This is a genomic window from Myxococcales bacterium (genome assembly GCA_012513515.1).
Taxonomy (GTDB): Bacteria; UBA10199; UBA10199; order 2-02-FULL-44-16; family JAAZCA01; genus JAAZCA01.
This window is the reverse complement of record JAAZCA010000002.1, coordinates 1-19458: the sequence shown is the minus strand read 5'-3', so window position 1 is coordinate 19458 and position 19458 is coordinate 1. Positions and strand designations below refer to the sequence as shown.

The 19458-nt window shown below is 51.6% G+C and carries 16 protein-coding genes; 14 read left to right on the top strand and 2 right to left on the bottom strand.

The window, feature by feature from the left end; genetic code table 11:
- The first annotated feature begins 331 nt into the window (after positions 1-331).
- Together GX659_00220 and GX659_00215 are read left to right on the top strand one after the other, a co-directional pair.
- On the top strand, positions 332-1042 hold the full coding sequence (locus GX659_00220; protein ID NLD27217.1) for a hypothetical protein: 711 nt from the start codon (positions 332-334) through the stop codon (positions 1040-1042).
- Positions 1026-2420 (top strand): YchF/TatD family DNA exonuclease, encoded by a 1395-nt coding sequence (locus tag GX659_00215; GenBank protein NLD27216.1) that lies wholly within the window; start codon positions 1026-1028, stop codon positions 2418-2420. The genes GX659_00220 and GX659_00215 overlap by 17 nt, the downstream gene beginning before the upstream one ends.
- An 85-nt stretch (positions 2421-2505) precedes the next feature.
- Here the strand turns inward: GX659_00215 and GX659_00210 are convergent, their stop codons facing one another.
- Positions 2506-2778, bottom strand: coding sequence for an HU family DNA-binding protein (locus GX659_00210; GenBank protein ID NLD27215.1), 273 nt, complete (start codon positions 2776-2778; stop codon positions 2506-2508).
- Between the two features lie 388 nt (positions 2779-3166).
- Between GX659_00210 and gyrA the strand changes: the two genes are divergently transcribed.
- The 10 genes from gyrA (at position 3167) to GX659_00160 (ending at position 17207) form a co-directional block, all read left to right on the top strand.
- Positions 3167-5596 carry a DNA gyrase subunit A gene (gyrA, locus tag GX659_00205; GenBank protein ID NLD27214.1) on the top strand — a complete coding sequence of 810 codons (2430 nt, stop codon included), beginning with the start codon at positions 3167-3169 and terminating at the stop codon, positions 5594-5596.
- Positions 5586-6431: a tetratricopeptide repeat protein gene (locus GX659_00200; GenBank protein ID NLD27213.1), complete on the top strand. Its 846-nt coding sequence runs from the start codon at positions 5586-5588 to the stop codon at positions 6429-6431. The genes gyrA and GX659_00200 overlap by 11 nt, the downstream gene beginning before the upstream one ends.
- A gap of 60 nt (positions 6432-6491) precedes the next feature.
- Positions 6492-6926: a nucleoside-diphosphate kinase gene (ndk, locus tag GX659_00195; GenBank protein ID NLD27212.1), complete on the top strand. Its 435-nt coding sequence runs from the start codon at positions 6492-6494 to the stop codon at positions 6924-6926.
- A gap of 33 nt (positions 6927-6959) precedes the next feature.
- Positions 6960-7379, top strand: a complete 420-nt coding sequence (locus GX659_00190) for an archease (GenBank protein NLD27211.1) — start codon at positions 6960-6962, stop codon at positions 7377-7379.
- A gap of 51 nt (positions 7380-7430) precedes the next feature.
- Positions 7431-8831: a sodium:alanine symporter family protein gene (locus tag GX659_00185; GenBank protein NLD27210.1), complete on the top strand. Its 1401-nt coding sequence runs from the start codon at positions 7431-7433 to the stop codon at positions 8829-8831.
- Positions 8832-8903: 72 nt separating this feature from the next.
- A complete protein-coding gene (locus tag GX659_00180; protein NLD27209.1) occupies positions 8904-10580 on the top strand; it encodes a M2 family metallopeptidase in 1677 nt (558 codons plus the stop codon).
- The gene (locus GX659_00175) at positions 10577-12013 is read left to right on the top strand and encodes an RtcB family protein (protein ID NLD27208.1); all 1437 of its coding nucleotides are present in this window, start codon (positions 10577-10579) and stop codon (positions 12011-12013) included. Before GX659_00180 ends, GX659_00175 begins: the two co-directional genes overlap by 4 nt.
- 59 nt (positions 12014-12072) lie before the next feature.
- On the top strand, positions 12073-13416 hold the full coding sequence (locus tag GX659_00170; GenBank protein NLD27207.1) for a radical SAM protein: 1344 nt from the start codon (positions 12073-12075) through the stop codon (positions 13414-13416).
- 576 nt (positions 13417-13992) lie between these two features.
- Positions 13993-14922 carry a cysteine synthase A gene (gene cysK, locus GX659_00165; GenBank protein NLD27206.1) on the top strand — a complete coding sequence of 310 codons (930 nt, stop codon included), beginning with the start codon at positions 13993-13995 and terminating at the stop codon, positions 14920-14922.
- Between the two features lie 413 nt (positions 14923-15335).
- On the top strand, positions 15336-17207 hold the full coding sequence (locus tag GX659_00160) for a DUF4215 domain-containing protein (protein ID NLD27205.1): 1872 nt from the start codon (positions 15336-15338) through the stop codon (positions 17205-17207).
- Positions 17208-17600: 393 nt separating this feature from the next.
- Here the strand turns inward: GX659_00160 and GX659_00155 are convergent, their stop codons facing one another.
- Positions 17601-18035, bottom strand: coding sequence for a hypothetical protein (locus GX659_00155; protein NLD27204.1), 435 nt, complete (start codon positions 18033-18035; stop codon positions 17601-17603).
- Between the two features lie 226 nt (positions 18036-18261).
- Between GX659_00155 and GX659_00150 the strand changes: the two genes are divergently transcribed.
- Together GX659_00150 and GX659_00145 are read left to right on the top strand one after the other, a co-directional pair.
- Positions 18262-19008 carry an SUMF1/EgtB/PvdO family nonheme iron enzyme gene (locus GX659_00150; GenBank protein NLD27203.1) on the top strand — a complete coding sequence of 249 codons (747 nt, stop codon included), beginning with the start codon at positions 18262-18264 and terminating at the stop codon, positions 19006-19008.
- Between the two features lie 61 nt (positions 19009-19069).
- Complete coding sequence (locus GX659_00145; GenBank protein NLD27202.1) at positions 19070-19375, top strand: ORF6N domain-containing protein; 306 nt, start codon at positions 19070-19072, stop codon at positions 19373-19375.
- Positions 19376-19458 lie beyond the last annotated feature (83 nt).

The following is a 19458-nucleotide window of genomic DNA, read 5'->3' as shown; positions in this document are numbered from 1 at the left end:
GAGCGCTCTTCTCGTCGCGGAGAGGTGATATCTCAAAACTCTTCAGACCAGCGCTTCTTAGCCGGGACGAGTTCAATGCTCCCAGTTTTGATGAAACATGGCGGAGCCATAGAGACCATCATGATAGCCGAGGTCGCAGGGGAAACGGGCTCAAGGTCATGATAGGACAGCGGCGTTACGTATAACGGCCCCATCATTATCTCCCGCAGCTTATGGGAGTCGGTGTGAGCTGGGCGACCATTTTTAAACCGCCTCAGAAATTTCTTGGATTTAGCGTATAAAAACGTAGAATCAGGTTCCCATAGGTATTTTATCTGGAAAGGGCGCGGGATTGATAGATCCAAATAAAAAAGAGCGCGAAGAGGCAAAGCCCAGCGACGTATGCCATAGGGCATTTCAACTCATAGCTGCCAAGCAATACGGGGAAGCCGAAAAACTTCTGGCGAACAACATGGCCAGGAGCGAGGACGATGCTGCTATCGCCCTCTATCATTCTGTGATGGGAGTCCTCTTTAAAATCCAGGGGGAATTCAAGACGGCCTGGCGTCACTATGGCAGGGCTGAGAAGTTGCTCCCCAAAGATCCGGCCCTGAAGATCATATCCGCCCGTCTTCTCATCGACCAGTTTTCCGAATACAACCAGGCAATAAAAAAGGCGAAAAAGGTTTTGGAGCTGGCTCCTGCAAACCCCGTTTTTGCGCACCAGGCGTATACGACGATGGGGCTCGCATATTGTAAGAAGGGGGATAGGAAAAAGGCAATCGAGATGCTAGAAAAGTCCTGGGGGGAGGATTTTTCCAATTTTATTTCCGCCCAAAATATAGACTTCGAGCTGCTGGAGGCGCTGATAGGCAGGGGTTTGGGGCTTGAGAGTTGCCGGGAATTTTTGGTGAAGGCGAATTCCTTCGCCGAGGCTACCGGAGAAGAGAAGTATATCGAACTGACGAGTAAAATGCTTCAGGCCTTCGACGCCGACTTCCCTGAACTTCTCGGAGAAACTGGAGAGGGTTCATTGGAGAATCGATTTGCAGAAGAGTCCTAAATTCATAGATTCGCACGCCCATCTTTCCTCTGAAAAGTATGAGCATGATATCGAAGATGTCCTCTCCCGGTCATGGGAGGCCGGCCTCGAGTTCATCATCAACATCGGTTCCGGCTATGGCCTCGATGGAAATGTGAGGGCTCTCGATCTGGCCAGAAAAGACCCCAGGATATTTGCCACGGTTGGAATTCATCCGCACGATGCCGGTTCAGTTATCCCCTCTCACTATGATGAATTGAGGGCGCTCGCCTCAGATCCCAAGGTCGTGGCGATAGGAGAAACAGGGCTCGATTATTTTCACAAGCATTCTTCTCCGGAAGTGCAGAGGGAGGTCTTCAGGCGTTCGCTCGAGATGGCGCGGCTCGTCGATAAACCGGTCGTCATTCATGACAGGGATGCGCATGATGATGTCATCGCTGTGATAAAGGATGTGGGTATCTCTGAAAGGGGAGGAGTCTTTCATTGTTTTTCCGGAGACCTTCGCTTTGCCGAGGAGGTTTTATCGATGGGCTTCCTGATATCCATCCCCGGAATCGTCACATTTGATAATGCCTCGACTCTTCAGGAGGTGGCTAGCGTAGTCCCTCTCGAGAAGATGCTGATAGAAACGGACTGTCCCTTCCTGGCCCCAGCTCATCACAGGGGAAAGCGAAATGAGCCCGCATTCGTTACTCTCGTAGCCGAAAAGATCGCGAAGCTGAAGTCCCTTTCCGTGGCCGATGTGGCGCGTGTCACTTCGCTGAACGCCAGGCGGCTTTTTTCCCTTCCAGGATCGGAGGTGGAGAGGTCGATCGCCTATGTGATCAGGAATTCCCTCTATCTCAATATAACAAACGGATGCAATCTTGCGTGCAAGTTCTGCCCGAAGTTCATCGACTTCGAAGTGAAAGGACACTACCTGAAGCTCGATCATGAGCCGGATGTTGACGAGGTCTTTCGGTCCATCGGTCAGCCCGAGGCCTATAATGAGGTGGTTTTCTGCGGCTATGGGGAGCCCACCAGGCGCATCGAACTTGTAAAAGTTATCGCTGAGAGGATGAAACAGTGCGGAGTGAAGCGCGTCAGGTTGAACACGGACGGGCTCGCCAACCTTTTCTATGGAAGAAATGTCCTGCCGGAACTCACAGGGCTGATCGATTCCATCTCGATATCCTTAAACGCGCCAAATGCGGAGTTCTATGCCAAGGTGTGCCCGTCGAAATACGGCGAGGCAGCCTATGGCGCCGTTTGCGATTTTATAGTCGAAGCCAAAAAATTCATTCCGGAAGTGGTCGCCTCGGTGGTCACCGTGCCGGGTCAGGATGTGCAGGCCTGCGAGGCGAGAGCGAAAGAGCTCGGCGTTCCTTTGAGGGTCAGGGAATACATGAACGTCGGTTGAATGATCGGCTCATTTGAATTATTTTTGGCGAAATAAAAAAGGCGTTCCGTTCGGGAACGCCTTTTTCAAAAAGTCTGAAGCAAAATTACATAGCCCAATCCTTAAGCTGCTTACCCGGTTTGAAACGCGGCACCTTGCGAGCCTTGATCTGGATCACCGCGCCAGTCTGCGGGTTGCGGCCTGTACGAGCGCGGCGCTTGGAGACGTAGAACGTTCCGAAATTCGTGAGCGTTATCTTGTCACCCTTGCGAAGGCATTTGCCTATATTGTGCGTGATCGAGTTGAGAGCCTTTTCCGCCAGAGCCTTCGAAATCTTGCAATCCTTGGAAACGTAGTTGATGAGTTCTGCCTTTGTCATTTGTTTTCACCTCCTCCCGTTATTGGATTCGGCAATCGTGAACGCTGAGACTCAGAGATGCCGTGCATTTCCCGCTCACCGTGGAGCGCAATGTACGCGATGGGGACTGTCATGTCAAATAAAAATCGTCGTTGAATGTAGGTATCGCCTGATTTTGCGGTGGATGTACAAGCATTTTCCTTTTCGGAAAGGGCTTTTTGTAACTTCAGCTGTGCATGCGCAAACCCTTGTAAAACCTACATCTCCGGAGCGGAGTTTGCGGCATTTGGAGGGCAACTTACCGTTGACTTTTATGCTACCGGGATGCAAAATCCCGCGAATTTGATTTGCGGAGAAATCGCTTTAAGGACCGCAATAAAACATCCAACATTATGGAGGATCTACCGTCATGAACCGAACCTCAGAGGTTCTCCCCATAAATATAGAAGAGGAAATGAAAAGCTCCTACCTGGATTACGCGATGAGCGTGATCATAGGAAGGGCGATTCCCGATGTTCGCGATGGCCTCAAGCCTGCGCACCGGAGGATCCTCTACGCGATGCTGAGAGAAGGGCTTCTTTCAAGCAAGCGCTTTTCGAAGTCTGCCGGAGTCGTCGGCGAAGTTCTGAAGAAATACCATCCACATGGAGACGCTGCCGTCTACGACACTATGGTGAGAATGGCGCAGGACTGGAATATGCGCTACACCCTCATCGAGGGGCAGGGAAACTTCGGCTCCATAGATGGAGATTCCGCAGCGGCCTACAGGTACACCGAGGCCAGACTCCGCTCGATCGCCGAGCAGATGCTCGCTGATATCGACAAGGAGACCGTTGACTTCGTCCCCAACTTCGATGGCACCACAGTGGAACCTTGCGTGCTTCCCTCCAGGATTCCAAACCTTTTGATAAACGGCTCCGACGGCATCGCTGTAGGGATGGCGACGAAAATTCCGCCTCATAACCTTGCCGAGATCATCAATGGCTGCGTCGCGATCATCGACAAGCCTTCAATCACCATTGACGAACTGATGAAGTTCATCCCCGGGCCTGATTTCCCCACCGGCGGTTTCATAGATGGTCGCGATGGGATCGCCAGCGCTTACAAGACCGGAAGGGGCTCGTTGAAAATCAGGGCAAAGGCCGTCATAGAACCGATAGCTCGCGGTGATAGAGAGCTTATCGCGATCAACGAGATCCCATATCAGACCAACAAAGCCAGGCTCGTCGAACGCATTGCGGAACTCGTGAAGGAGGGAAAGATAGAGGGGATATCCGATATTCGCGACGAGTCAGACCGGGACGGTATGCGCATCGTGGTCGAACTCAAACGCGGCATCGTGGCCGGCGTAGTCCTGAATCAACTCTACGCACATACGCAGATGCAGTCCAGCTACGGCATAATACTTCTGGCAATCGTCGGCGGGCAGCCGAAGATCCTGAATCTGAAGGAGGCGCTCGACCTCTTTATCGACCACAGGAAAGAGGTCGTCACGAGAAGGACAACCTTCGATCTACGCAAGGCGGAAGAGAGGGCGCATATCCTGGCCGGGCTAAAGATCGCGGTGGAAAATATCGACGAGGTCATCGCTATAATAAAGAAGTCCAAGGAGCCCGCTGTAGCCAAGGCGAGCTTGATGAAAAAATATTCGCTATCGGACGTGCAGGCTCAGGCTATTTTGGATTTGAGGCTCCATCGCCTTACAGGCCTAGAACGAGATAAGATAATAGCCGAGTACAATGAAATCCAGAAGCTGATAAAGGAACTCAAGCTGATTCTTTCCGACGAGAAGAGGATTTACAAAATCATAAAGGATGAGCTGCTTGAAATCCGCGAAAAATACGGCGACGAGAGGCGAACCAAGATCCAGTCCAAAACACAGGATCTCAAAATAGAGGATCTGATTCAGGAGGAGGAGATGGTGGTCACCGTCTCCCACCGCGGGTACATCAAGAGAAGCCCGATCAGCATCTACCGGGCGCAGAGGCGCGGCGGCAGGGGCAAGCAGGGGATGACGACGAGGGAAGAGGATTTTGTCGAGGATCTCTTTGTCGCGTCGACCCATAGCTACGTCCTCATCTTCTCTTCGTTGGGCAAGGTCTATTGGCTGAAAGTCCACGAGATTCCCCAGATAGGCCGCGTGGCGAAAGGTCAGTCGATAACCAGCCTGATAAACATGTCTGGCACTGAATCGATAGCCGCCATTCTCCCCGTTAAAAAATTCGAGGATGGTCAGTACGTGGTGATGGCGACTAAAAATGGCGTCATCAAGAAAACGGAACTTATGGCTTATTCCAATCCGCGCTCCGGAGGAATAATAGCCACCACGATAGACGATGGCGACGAGCTGATTTCCGTTCGCCTTACCGATGGCAAGAGCGAAATATTCATAACTACGCGGAAAGGGCAGGCGATCCGTTTCAAGGAAGATGAAGTTCGCCCGATGGGCCGCTCCGCTAGAGGGGTCAAGGCGATCAATCTGAAGAAAGGCGATTCCGTCGTGGGCATGGAGGTTCTCAATAATGAAGCCTCGATCCTTACAGTCACCGAGCGCGGTTATGGCAAGAGGAGCCCCCGCGATGACTATCGCGTTCAATCCCGCAGCGGCTCGGGGATCATAACTATCAAGGTCACCGATAAAAACGGGCCCGTGACCGGCGTGATGCAGGTCACCGACAACGACGATATAATTCTTGTAACCGACGGCGGTATAGTGATCAGGTCCGCAGCCAAGGAGATCCCGACCATAGGCCGCAACACGCAGGGCGTAAGGTTGATCTCTCTTGGCAAGGATGAGAAGGTCGTCACCGTCGCCAAGGTCGTCGAAGATGAATCGTAAAGCTTTCGCACTATCGACAAGTTTTCTTGCGCTGGCGATCCTCCTTTTGCTTTTCCCCATCACCTCGTGCAATCGTGGTGGCGCCGATGAACTTTTTCGCAAGGCCGAGGCTGACCTGGGGGTTGGCAAGATCGGAAGCGCCCTTAGAATTTACGATGAGATGCTTTCCGATTTTCCGAATGACCCTGCGCGCCCCAAGATATTTTTCAAGATTGCCGAGCTGTACGAGATATTTCTGGGGGATATCGACAGGGCGGTGGAGAGCTATGGCAGGGTGATATCGGAATACCCGGGCTCCACGTGGGCGGCCAACGCGAGGGAGTTGCGCGCTTCCCTTGAAGAGGGGCGTGGAAACTTCGAGTCCGCGATCGAAGATTACACGGCTTTGCTGAAGTATGCCTCCGGCGATGACATCCATAAATACAGGATACTTCTGGCGGGCGGATACCTCGCATCCGGCGCATATTCGCAGGCTAGGGTGGAACTAATCCCGGTGATAGAGGCGGAGTCTGCCCCCATGGAATACGTCGCTAATGCGATATTCATGTACGCAGAGAGTTTTTTTCTCGGGGGCAGGCCCGAAGAGGCTATCCGCTGGTACGATGCGCTTATAGAAAACTTTCCGGACTCCGAGCTGGCGCCGGAGGCAAAGCTCCACATGGCTACCTGCTTTGAAGAGACCGGAAGGCTAGGTGCGGCCCGGAATGTTACCGAGCGAAGCTCGGATTATCCCAACCAGAAGGTCGTCGATGCCAGGATGAAGAGCATCGATAAAAAGGGACTCCCGATTGTACAGCAAAATAAAAAAAGGAAGCCCCCTGCCAAGCGCAAATAGCTTTACAATGGGGTTTACGTAATATAGCTTGCTTCGTCATAAAATCAAAAGGAGATCAATATGGCCGTTGAGAAGACGCTGGCAATCATCAAACCTGATGCCGTCGAGAAGGGCGTGATCGGTGAAATATCCAAGAGAATCGAAGAGGCGAACCTCAAGATCGTCGCGATGCGCATGATGCATATGAACAGCGCGAAGGCAGAAGGCTTCTACGCCGTTCATAAAGGCAAGCCCTTTTTCGGAAATCTCATATCGTTCATGACCTCGGGTCCGGTCGTTGTTATGGCTCTCGAAGGGGAAAATGCCATAAGGCGCTGGCGCGATGCCGCGGGGGTGACGAATCCAGAACAGGCCGCTGAAGGGACGATACGCCGCGATTTTGGAACCAGCATAGAGCGCAACGCCGTTCACGGTTCCGATGCTCCGGAGACTGCAAAGTTCGAAATCGCCTACTTTTTTGAAGCGAATGATATCGTCAGTTACGACTGGATGTAATGACGTCTATCCATTTTCAAGAGGCGGGTTGCCGTGATGTATGAAATGATAGATCATACGGCTGACGTCGGCGTTCGTGTTGGCGCTCCCAATTTGCGAGATCTCTTCGTTTCCTGCGCGTCAGCCCTGACGGATATATCGGTCGATATTGTCAAAAATCAGATTCCATCTATCGACGTCCCGATCTTTATCGAGGCCCCTTGCCTTGAGGAACTTCTCGTGAGATGGCTACAGGAGATACTTTTTGTTTCCGAGACGAGGCGCCTGGTTTTTTCCTCTTTCTGGATAGATGAGATAGATGAGCGCCATCTGATAGGAAGCGCCAAGGGAGCGAAATACGACCCCCTCCGTCACAGGCAAAAACTTCTCGTCAAGGGTGTTACATATCATAACATAGATGTCTCGAAGCTCGACGACGGGTCGTGGAGTGCAAAGATTATTTTTGACGTCTGATGCGAATGAAATTCAATGCCGCTTTGAATCCGATATTTCAATAGGGGGACTATGCAGCACTTGAATGCTTTGCTCGTTTACCTGACGGGCCCTGTCTTGATAGTGGCCCTTCTTGGCACCGGTCTCTTCCTGACCTTCAGGATGAAGTTCGTGCAGTTCCGCGGGCTCATCGAGGGGATAAGGATAACGTCGGGCAAGTACAACGACCCGAGGCATCCCGGCGATGTTACACATTTTAAGGCGCTGTGCGGGGCTCTTTCTGCTACGGTGGGCGTAGGCAATATAGCGGGTGTTGCCGCAGCAATAGCGATAGGTGGACCCGGAGCGGTCTTTTGGATGTGGATGACTGCGATTCTCGGCATGGCTGTTAAATTCACCGAGTGTACGCTGGCTCAGCAATTCAGAATCGTCCATGAGGATGGGACCGTCTCCGGCGGTCCGATGTATTACATAGAGCGAGGGCTTGGCAGAAAATTCAAGCCTCTGGCGATTCTATTTGCCTTCTTTACCGTGTTTGCATCCTTTGGAATCGGCAACATGGTGCAGTCAAATCAAGTTGCTCAGATCCTCGACAGCACCTTCGGCATTCCTCCGGTGATTACCGGCGTAGTGATTTCCATAATGACCGGACTCGTAATAGTCGGAGGGATGAGGCGCATCGGGCAGGTGGCGGGAATCCTCGTGCCGTTCATGTCGATCGCCTACGTGGGCGGTGCTCTCGTGATACTTGCGATGAATGCCGGTGCAATCATCCCATCGCTAGCGCTCATATTCAAGAGCGCTTTCACAGGGACTGCGGCCGCCGGAGGTTTTGCTGGATCTGCCATCATGCTGGCGCTCCGCTCCGGTGTCAGTAGGGGGCTTTTCTCAAACGAGGCAGGGCTGGGATCTGCTCCGATAATCCACGCTGCCGCAAAGACGAGAATTCCGGTAAGGGAAGGGCTGGTAGCTTTGCTAGAGCCATTTATAGACACCCTTGTTATCTGTACGATGACAGCGCTCGTAATTGTCACTTCCGATCTGTGTGGCTCCGGGCTTCGCGACGCCCCTCTGACATCTGCCGCATTCGAAAATGGTTTTGCTGGCGGACGTTATATAGTCACATTTACGATACCTCTTTTCGCTTATTCAACCGCGATTTCATGGAGCTATTACGGCGATCGCGCCTTCGAATATCTTCTGGGGCGAAGGGCGATAATGCCCTTTCGCATAATTTACTGCATCGTCCTGTTCTTCGGTGCCATTGCCAGCTCGACAACGGCATGGGTAGGCACGGTGTGGGCCTATGCCGATATCGCTAATCTGCTGATGGCATTCCCCAACCTTCTCGCGCTCTGGCTTCTTTCCGGCGTCGTAGCAAAATCGCTTAAGGCTTATATGAAGGATTATGGGGCCTCCGTTTTGGAGTCGGACGCACCTATGGAGATGGCTCCGATGGAGAATGAGGCGTAGGTGTGGTAGGAATTTTATGCAGTGACATCTGACTGAATAAATTTTTAGTATAAAATCGCATCGGAGGATTTGATGGATCAGAAGCGCATCAGGGAAATTATCGACGATTATTTGGCGAAATATCGTCCGCTCGATCTGAAGCTTCGCAAGAACTGGTACAGGTATGAAACCACCGGCGACAAGGCGGCATCCGAAGCTCTCGAAACTATAGAGCTGGATATCAGAAAGCTCAACAGCGACCGCGGACGTTTCGCGCTGATCAAGAAATTCTACGATGGCAGAAATGAAATAAAAGACGAGCTTTTAAGGCGCGAGGTGGAGATCTGCTATTTCAGACATCTTCCGAATCAGATATCGCCCGACAAACTTAAACGGCTGACAAAATTAGAACGATCGCTGCAGGAGAAGTTCAACGACTACGGACCCAAAGTCGATGGAAGGGAGCTTTCTCCCGTCGAAGTCGATCATATAATCTCGGATTCTAAGGACAGCTCGCTTCTCGAAAAGGTATGGAAGGGGCAACATCTTGTAGCACCTATTCTCGAGGAGGATTTTCGGGAAATGGTTGCGCTTAAAAACGAAATTGCGCGCGATCTGGGCTACGCGGGGGCGCTTGAGATGTTTGCGGAGCTTTCCGAGTTTGATCTCGATATGGTTAACAGGTTTTACACCGACCTCCGTGATGCCAGCGAGTTGGCTTTTAAAGAGCTGAAGGAGAAGTTTATCGATCCGAGGTTGGCAAAACGCTTTGGGGTTTCGGCAGCTGATCTCATGCCATGGCATTATCAGAATTCATTTTTTCAGGAGGCGCCGAACTCCATATTTGGAGAGGTTGATCTGGATAGGTTTTACAAGGGGTTGGATTCGAACAGGGTTATTTCGCAGGTCGTCGAATTTTACGGGAGCATAGGGGTCGATATATCCGGAATCGTGAAGGGCTCGAGTCTCTTTCCGAAGCCCGGAAAAAATCCTCATGCCGTCGCTTGGTATTTGAATCCGGATGACCCCGATAGCGCCACGCTCATCATGAACCTGCCGGAACCACCTGCATCTCCAAAGGCAGGGGATGTCTCTACGCTTGTGCATGAGCTTGCGCATGACATCAACTACAAGTCCGTGCTGGCCAACAAAGCTCTTCCATATCTTCTTCGGGAACCTACTATGCTCACCGAGGCCTTTGCGATGCTGATGGAAAAGCAGACGCAGACAGAGGAGTGGTTTGTGAGATTGGGAGCCGATCAGTCGGCGGCTTCCAGGGCAGCTTCCGCTGTTCAGCTGATAGATTACGCTGATCAGATAATATTTTTACGATGGTCTTCGACAATTTACGAGTTTGAAAAAGAATTTTATTCCAACCCCGATCAGGATATCGGAGAGCTCTGGTGGGAGTGCAGGCGGAGACATCAGTCGTTGAAGCGACCGGCTGGATGGGTAAATCCCGACGCGCTTGCCAAATACCACATTCCCAATGTTTCTCTTCTATATTACTCCAACTATGCCATAGGGCGTGTTGCCAACGTGCAGTTCGTCGATCTTTTCGCAAAAAAGATAGGGCGTCCTGCGCACGGTCTTTCGTATTTCAATTCGCGCGAACTCGGCGGCTGGCTGATGAATGATTTTCTGGCTCAGGGGGAGCGCTATCCATGGAACAGGTTTCTCGAGCTTTATACCGGAGGTGGAGTCTCTGTTGAGGCCTGGAAGGAATTTTACATAGATTCTGATATGGGCGGCAGACTCCTTTTATTATGAATTTGGAAAAGATTCACGAATATGCGTGGCGAATCCCCAAACGAGGCTCCATGCGCGTCGATGGAATCGTGTATGGTTCACGGCAGATTGTGGATGCAGCATCCGCAGATGAAAGTTTGCAGCAGGTGTGCAACGTTGCGACCCTTCCCGGAATCGTTGGCGCGTCGATAGCGATGCCTGATGTCCACAGCGGTTATGGTTTCCCAATAGGCGGCGTCGCCGCATTCGATTCTGAATCGGGAATTATATCCCCGGGTGGAGTCGGGTACGATATCAACTGCGGCGTGCGGATTCTTCGTACCGACCTTGAGTTTTCCAAAATATCGAAAGATATTGAAAGAATGGTGGATGCTATTTTTTCAGACGTTCCTGCCGGGGTCGGCTCCTGTAGAAAGGATCTTAAAATATCGCGTCAGAATATGAGGCGAGTTCTGGAGGATGGTGCAGCGTGGGCTGTCTCCGAGGGGTTTGGTTCGCCATACGACCTTGAAAGGATCGAGGCGTGCGGCAAGATACGCGGCGCGATCGCCGAGGCGGTAAGTGATAGAGCGATAACGAGAGGATTGGGGCAGCTGGGCACGCTCGGCAGTGGAAATCATTTCATAGAAATCGATATCGTCGATGAAATTTTCGATTCACATTCGGCAAATGCCATGGACCTTTTCAAGGACCAGATCGTAATATCCATTCACACCGGGTCCCGTGGGCTGGGTCACCAGGTCTGCGATGACAGCCTTTCCGAGATGCTTGCGGCTTCGAGAAAATACGGGATTGAAATTCCCGACAAGCAGCTATGCTGCGCTCCGATCAATTCCGATGAGGGGAAGCGGTATTTTGCTGCCATGGCGGCGGCAGCCAACTTCGCTTTCGCCAACAGGCAGATCATTTCATGCTACATCTCGCTGGCGATCGAGAGAGCGCTCGGTATATCTCCGCGGGATTTAAGTATGAGCACGGTCTACGATGTAGCGCACAATATCGCCAAATTCGAAGAGCACGTAGTCGGCGGTAGGAACAAAAGGCTGTGCGTGCACAGGAAGGGGGCTACACGTGCATTTCCGGCCGGACACCCGGAGCTTCCGCTTGTCTATCGCGACGTCGGGCAGCCAGTTTTGATTCCGGGTGATATGGGGAGATACTCATTCGTCCTCGTCGGCACCGAAAATGGGATGAAGGAGGCATTTGGTTCCTCATGTCACGGCGCAGGCAGGCTGATGAGCCGGCATAAGGCAAAAAAAGTGGCGCGTTCGCGGGATCCTCGCGATGAGATGAGGAGGGCCGGCATTTTTCTTCGGGCATCGTCACGAAACACGATTTTTGAGGAGGCCCCCTTCGCCTACAAGGATGCCGCGGATGTCGTTATGGCGGTGGAGGGGGCAGGGCTTGCCAGAAAGATCGCCCGTTTAAGGCCGCTTGGCGTTGTTAAGGGATGACTCTGTCTGAACTTTGTTTGATGGAGGGATATCCGATCCATGTTGAAAGTTGACTTGGGATGAAAATTCTTCTCGTTCAGCCGCCGATACGGGATTTTTACAGAACTGTGTTTCGCGAGTATCCGATCGGGTTGATGTATCTCGCCTCCTCCTTGCGAAAGTCCGGTTTTCAAGCCGAAATTCTCGATGCCCGCAGGTGCCGAAAGCCGAAAGCAGTTACCCCTTACGATGAACTTATGTCGATCGCCGAACTTGCGCAAAGCGGGCGCGGCCCTTTCTGCGGGTTCAAACATTTCGGGCTTTCCTATGAGGAAATATCCCGGCGTGTTTTGGAATATTCTCCCGACATAGTATGCGTATCGTCGATGTTCACTCCGTACTTAAGGGAGGTCATCGCTACCGCAGCGGCAGCAAAAAAAGCCGTGCCTTCCTGTCATGTGATGGCAGGAGGGCATCATGCTACAGCTGACCCTTTGAGCCTTCTGGAGTCAGGTGCTATCGACTCGGTATTTTCAGGTGAGGGTGAAGTTGCGCTGCCAGAGCTCCTTCGGGGTGGGCGTCCGGAGAAAGGGATTATCAACGATGCTGGCGCGCCGTTCAGGGCGGTGAGTCTGGATGTGATTCCATTTCCATTGCGGGATATCCTGCCTACAGGGAGCTATCTTTTTGAAGGGGAGCCGTATGTGATGATCCTGACTTCCCGAGGTTGTCCGCACGACTGTTCCTTTTGCTCCGTCCACTCGTTGTCGGGTAAGAGATACAGGAGACGATCGGTCGGCTCGGTCATTGAAGAGATAGATAGATGCGTATCGATGGGAGTTCGCACTATAGATTTTCAGGACGACAACTTTCTTTTCGAGCGCGACAGGGCCTTTTCGATTCTGAAGCACATCGCAGATAGGCATTCAAAAACAGGGCTCAGGGTGATGGCGTCAAATGGCCTGAACGTTTCGGGGCTGACTTCTGAGATGATCGATATCATGAGGCGCGCTGGATTCAGGAAACTCGATCTTGCGATCGCTACGGGCGATGTCGGATTTCGCAATTCTCTGCACAGGCCAGAGAGCATCGGTCGGTATGAACAGGTTCTTCAGGCCGCGAATGATGCGGGGCTTTCGGTTACGACATACGTGATCATCGGTATTCCGGCCCAGCCAATTGCAGAGATGCGCTATACGATAGAGTATCTGAGAGGGATGAAAACGCTCATATCCCCTTCGGTATTTTACAACGTCCCCGGAATGCCGATATTCAATCAGATGAAGAAGTATGAATACGTCAGCGACCATGTCGCACGCCGCAGCAGCACTTTCAACTGTTTTGGAGAGGACTTCGAACGGGAGGATATAATTTCACTTATCGACGAAATTAGGGAATATAACCTCTCCCATCTGCGATCGTAGGGATCCGCAAAGACGATTGACAATGGACCATAGATCATTGACCGAAAAAACAGGTTAAGGCTGAGGTTGAGAAAAAATCCTTTCCGCATCTTAATCCTAATCTTCATCTTAATTTTGATCCTGTTCTTAATAACGATTATTTACGGATATAATCCAGTCTTACAAAAGGCTGATCAAAGGTCAGCGATCAGGATTCGACCACCCACGTAACAGCCGTGACTTGTGACTGGTGACTGGTGAACGGTTGGAAGGGGATTCCCGCTTAAGACCGCGGGAATGACATTCACGGTGTCATCCTAGAGCGACGAAAAGGGTGTCATCCCCGAATGGTTCTATCGGGGATCCCGCAACGACCGTGACTGGTGGCAGACGGCTTTCATAAGATAGCTTTTTAGAGGTTACTTAACTCTTATTCTGAGGGGCGATGTGAGCGCATGCTTGATAAAGCGATGATATTCATGCATGGTCAGCGCCATGTCAGCTTTGAGGCTTTGATAAAATTTTTCTGTCGGTGTTGGCGACCTGCCGAGATATGTCGGTGTTGATGCGTCGCGCCGGGCAATTTTGGGAGAGACGATGGAGCGAAGAGGAATTGCAAGCGATGTTACCGAGCTGATCGGCAACACCCCGATGGTCAGGCTCAACAAGATCTCTGCAGGTATCGACGCAACCTTGCTTTGCAAGCTGGAATTCTTCAACCCGTGCAGCTCCGTAAAGGATCGCATCGGGGTGAACATGGTCGATGAGGCGGAGAAGGACGGGGTTTTGAAAAAAGGGGGCACGATCATCGAGCCTACTAGTGGCAATACAGGAATAGCGCTCGCGATGGTCGCCGCTGTGCGCGGATATCGCATCATCCTCACCATGCCCGAGACGATGAGTCTGGAGCGCAGAGCCCTTCTAAAGATGCTTGGCGCTGAGATCGTTCTAACCCCGGGGGTTGAAGGGATGAAGGGGGCCATCGGAAAGGCTCAGGAACTTCATTCCGAAATTCCCGGTTCATTCATGCCGCAGCAGTTCGAAAATCCGGCCAATCCCGATGCCCACAGGAAGAACACTGCCGAAGAGATCTGGCGTGATACGCAGGGGAAACCCGATATCCTCGTCGCAGGGGTCGGAACAGGCGGGACGATCGCCGGGATTGCATCCGTCATCAAATCTAGGAGGCCATCGTTCAAGGCGATCGCTGTGGAACCGCAGGCCTCTCCGGTGCTTTCCGGCGGGCAGGCATCCCCTCACAAGATTCAGGGGATCGGCGCCGGGTTTGTGCCCGGTCTCCTGGATAGAAGCCTGATAGATGAAATAGTTCAGGTATCTAATGATGATGCCTTTGCTGCGGCAAAAAGGCTGGCGAAGGAGGAGGGGATACTCGCAGGGATATCCTCCGGCGCCGCTGTCAGCGCCGCTCTGACTGTGGCAGCACGCCCCGAAAACAGGGGCAAGACGGTCGTGATCATTTTGCCCGACACATGCGAGAGGTATCTGAGCACAAATCTCTTCGCATGAAGGGATCCGGTCTCTTTGTTAGATGTAGAGGTTTAATGAAATAAGACAGCAATTTGTTTTTTCTAGTTTTTTCCATCAGACGGAGCATGATGATGTCGAGGAATATCCCGGCAAGTTTTTGGGCTTGATGAAGCTTGCTTTTTCATCTGCCCCTTCGTCGGGTGGAACAGGATAAGAGCTTGTTTTTTATGACTTTTTCGTCAGACGGAGCACCATGGCGATCCCCCAAAATTTTTGGCATCCGCTATCTTCAGTCGTGGCTGGCCTTTCCAGGCGTCCTGTCTCATTAAAGGTGCAGTTCTGACTACAAAGTTCGAAATTTAGCACATTTGACTTGAATTCATCGTTCCCATCTGATAGAGGCCGCGCCATTGAATTCGACGGATCGCTTTTTCAATTAACCCTAAAGGAGAATGTTTACGAGAAGAAGAACCCTGGTCGCTGTCTTTTTTGCATTGGTGTTTTCAATCTCGCTGGTATTTGCAGAGACTGCAGATGCGAGCGGCTTAAATGTGGCCTTCGTTCCTCACAATCGTGAGAACTTGGTCTTCTCAGGTACCAAGGTGGGATCTGTCAGTGCCGCGAGGAAGGGTAAGGTGTACTTCTTTGGGCTCGTGTCCGGCGACATCGACACTGGCAAAGCTACGATCACGGGGCCTGATGCAGAGGATTTTACTATTTCCTCCGATCAGTGTTCAGAGAAAAGTTTTTCGCTAGGGGTTTTTCAGCTTCGCTCGTGCACGATAGAAGTGGTTTTTTCTCCTCAGAGCCGGGGCTCGGACAAGACAGCCGTTTTGGAAATTCCGCATAATGCGTTGTTCTCGTGGCGTACGAGGCCGCTGAAGATAGGGCTCAGCAGCAAGCTGGCCTACGAGTGCGGCGATGGTGTGAAAGAGGGGGACGAGCAGTGCGATGATGGAAATCTTGAAGACCTCGATGGCTGCGATAGCTCCTGCATGCACGAGTCCTGCGGTGATGGCAATTTGGACGATGACGAGGAGTGTGATGACGGCAACCTCATAAGCGGCGATGGTTGCGATGCCAACTGTACATTCACGAGATGTGGCAACGGCGTCATCACCGATGGCGAGGAATGCGATTCCGGCTTCTTCAACAGCGATACGGATCCTGATTCATGCCGTACGAATTGTACATTGCCTGTCTGCGGTGACGGCGTTGTCGATTCTTTCGAAGCCTGTGACGATGGCAATAGCAATGATTCAGATGGTTGCAGAAACGATTGTTCCTTCCCCACCTGCGGCGATGGCGTGCTCGAGCCCACTGAGGAGTATCCGGAACAGTGCGATGACGGAAACGACGACAACACCGACTCATGCCTCTCCACCTGCGTTGAGGCCTCATGCGGTGATGGCTTCGTATATAACGGAGTTGAAGAGTGTGATTTTGGCGTTCTGAACAGCGATACACTTCCAGATGCTTGCCGCACGAACTGTCGTTTTGCCTTCTGCGGCGATGGTGTTGTTGACACCGGCGAAGAGTGCGATGACGGGAATACGGACAATACGGACGGCTGCCTCAATACGTGTAAGCTTGCCACCTGCGGCGATGGCGTGGTCCAGGTCGGCGTTGAGGAATGCGACGAGGGGGAATTGAACAGCGACGATAATCCCAATTCCTGCCGAACGACCTGCGTAAATCCAATCTGCGGCGACGGCGTAGTTGATGCCGGCGAGGGCTGCGATGACGGGAATATGGATGATATGGACGGCTGCAGAAACGATTGCTCCCTCCCCACCTGTGGCGATGGCATCAAGGATGATGGTGAGGAATGCGATGATGGCATTCTGAACAGCGACGATGATCCCAATGCCTGCCGTACTACCTGCATGAATCCCTCCTGCGGAGATGGCGTCATGGACGATGGCGAGGAGTGCGACGACGGCAATGCTGATAATTCCGATGATTGCCTCTCTACCTGCGCGCTTGCCACCTGCGGCGATGGTTTTGTAGCGGTCGGGCTGGAAGAGTGCGATGATGGAAATCTCGATGACGGGGATGGCTGTTCATCGGCGTGCAAAATTGAAAAGGAGACAGATCATTCAGTTTCCCCGGATGGCGATGGTAATGGTAGCGGCGATGCAGACAGCAGTATAGCTGATGGTGATGGCACGGATGGCATGGGGAAGGATTCGGTGCAAGGCGGAGGCGGGTGTGGTTGCGTAGTTTCTGCGTCCATCCCTGCTGCGGGATTTGCTGCGCAGATCCTCCTTGCCGGGCTTTTCCTCTCCCCACTGGCTGCCGCCAGATGGAGAAGGAGGCGCTGATTTCGCCATGCCGAAGAGGAATGATGTCGGCAATGAAGGCCGATAGAACTTTTAAGGCCCCGTAGCGATACGGGGCCTTTTTTTATCCAGCAGGAAACCTCGTTACCCCACCCTCGCTGAAATCTCCAAGGCCACCTTTGGGATGACACTGAGTAAATATCAGAAGTTCAAATATCTGAACTATTGTGTATGGCGTAGCTTCTGCTATCAAAATAAACATTTTTGCCGTCGATATTGAAAATCTTATAGAGTAAACCCTTATGTGGTGTGTTGGAATGCATGTGCCTTGCTCCGCTATGCAACCGTATAACGTCCGCGCGAAAGATATCCCCCCTAAATTGACGATAGCCAAGGTATATTATTGATTTATCAACTGTTTTTGGAAGTTGGCGCTCAGGCAATAGAGCATAAAATGTATCGAATCCAAACAACAGGATTAGTATTCATCGTTTTGCAATGCGGACACTTGATCTCCATCATCGCATCCAAGGCACATTCCGTATCCTTCGCCGCCCGCCGGATATCTACGATCCACTTCGATTTCAGCTGATCGATATTGATAGGGAGTCTGGCGGTCTCGGGATCGCTGACCTTGCGAAGCCAATCGTAGGCCCAGTTCTTGTTTTTATCCATGAACATGATTTTGTTTAGCTCGATATCTGAGACCTTGACCATGCTTCCGGTCTTGATGAGGATATTCGAAGAACCGTGTTCGGCTACCTCTACCGACACGACCGGAATTTTGACGCGCTGGACAAGCGCAGGTTCCAGACCTTCGAATTCAACAGTCCACGGGAACTCCTTTCTGGGGTTTGCAGGTGTTGCCAATGGTATGACACACCTCCTTTGCAGGGATATATGCAGGAGGTGAAAACTGGGGCATTGGGCGGACTTGAAAAAGCGAATAAACGTTGACTCAGAGAAAATGCGTGATAAGTGGCGGATATATAAAGTAAATAAAATCTGCAAAAAGTTAGCAATTTTCCCCGATGTCAGCCGACAACACGAGAGCAAAATTGGCCTCACGTGTCAAAAATAAAACAAGGAGTTTAATATGGGCAACTGCCAAGAAGGAATGGTCTTCGTAAAAGGCGGTCGATATAAAGGTCAGACGATTCCTGATTTGTGCGTAGATCAACATGAATTTACAAATGCTGACACCTCAAGGGTTGCCGCTCAAACAGCAGGTCAATATCAGCTGATGTCGGTTAGTCCAAGTGGGAGTACAGTTGAAGTCGTTGAGTCAGGGAAAGACCCTAAAGCACTATGGGCAAAAATTGCGGCAAGGGGGCCCGATTTGACAAAAGGAATTGCCGGTTATTTTTTAAGAGCGGTTAGCGCGCTTCCAAGTTTAGTTTCGCCAAAAGATTTTGATAAACCTAATCAGCCACAAGTAGATGTTGACGGTTACCAAGCAAAACAATTCTGTGAGGCACAAGGGAAGAGACTCTTGACACCCATTGAATGGGAATATGTTGCTTCACAGGGCGGCGCAAAACGATATTCTACAAGAAGCGGCAAACTCGACAGTGGAGTGCATTATGGTGCAGGCGCAACTCGTCAGGTGTGCAAAGCAGCCGGACGTTATATTGAGTTCGGCGGTAAAGAGATTTGCGATATGAACGGAAACGTCTGGGAGTGGACACTTGATCCTTCGGGCGATTATTATACTAGCGGCGGTTCCTTTGGCATTAGCATACTCTGGCTCCTGCAGGCTGATTACCGCAGCAGGGTTAATCCCGGCCGCAGTAACTTTAATATTGGGTTCCGTTGTGGTTCGTCGGCCCAGGACTCCAAGTAGTAATGTAACTGTAATGGCTTTTTGAGATGCCAATTTGGCATCTTAAAGAAGGGCGTGAACGATGAGTTCATCGGTTCCACGTGAGTATATCGAAAAACGTATTTGTCTAATTCGAGAATCTAAGGTCATGTTGGATTCTGATCTGGAAGCGCCTTACGATGTAGAAACCGGCGCTCTGAATCGTGCTTTCAAGAGAAACCGAGATAGATTTCCAGCGGATGTTGCATTTCAACTTGCTACACTTGAAAAACGATATGACCTTCAATTCGTCGCATGCGCTCCTCGCTCACTACAGTTCTCCTCGCCGCGAGTCGAACTGCTCGGGGGGCAGGGATTCCCCGCCATGCGGCGGGACCCGCATCCGTAATAACAGCGTCTGCAAAATTCGCATCCGCTGTTCTAACGGCTGCGTGCGAACCGTGGGGTCTCATCCACCACCCCCAAGCAAAT

Coding starts and splice junctions, on each gene's coding strand:
- GX659_00210 (NLD27215.1), bottom strand. CDS start 2,778: ATGACAAAGGCAGAACTCATCAACTACGTTTCCAAGGATTGCAAGATT.
- gyrA (NLD27214.1), top strand. CDS start 3,167: ATGAACCGAACCTCAGAGGTTCTCCCCATAAATATAGAAGAGGAAATG.
- GX659_00200 (NLD27213.1), top strand. CDS start 5,586: ATGAATCGTAAAGCTTTCGCACTATCGACAAGTTTTCTTGCGCTGGCG.
- ndk (NLD27212.1), top strand. CDS start 6,492: ATGGCCGTTGAGAAGACGCTGGCAATCATCAAACCTGATGCCGTCGAG.
- GX659_00185 (NLD27210.1), top strand. CDS start 7,431: ATGCAGCACTTGAATGCTTTGCTCGTTTACCTGACGGGCCCTGTCTTG.
- GX659_00180 (NLD27209.1), top strand. CDS start 8,904: ATGGATCAGAAGCGCATCAGGGAAATTATCGACGATTATTTGGCGAAA.
- GX659_00175 (NLD27208.1), top strand. CDS start 10,577: ATGAATTTGGAAAAGATTCACGAATATGCGTGGCGAATCCCCAAACGA.
- GX659_00170 (NLD27207.1), top strand. CDS start 12,073: ATGAAAATTCTTCTCGTTCAGCCGCCGATACGGGATTTTTACAGAACT.
- cysK (NLD27206.1), top strand. CDS start 13,993: ATGGAGCGAAGAGGAATTGCAAGCGATGTTACCGAGCTGATCGGCAAC.
- GX659_00160 (NLD27205.1), top strand. CDS start 15,336: ATGTTTACGAGAAGAAGAACCCTGGTCGCTGTCTTTTTTGCATTGGTG.
- GX659_00150 (NLD27203.1), top strand. CDS start 18,262: ATGGGCAACTGCCAAGAAGGAATGGTCTTCGTAAAAGGCGGTCGATAT.
- GX659_00145 (NLD27202.1), top strand. CDS start 19,070: ATGAGTTCATCGGTTCCACGTGAGTATATCGAAAAACGTATTTGTCTA.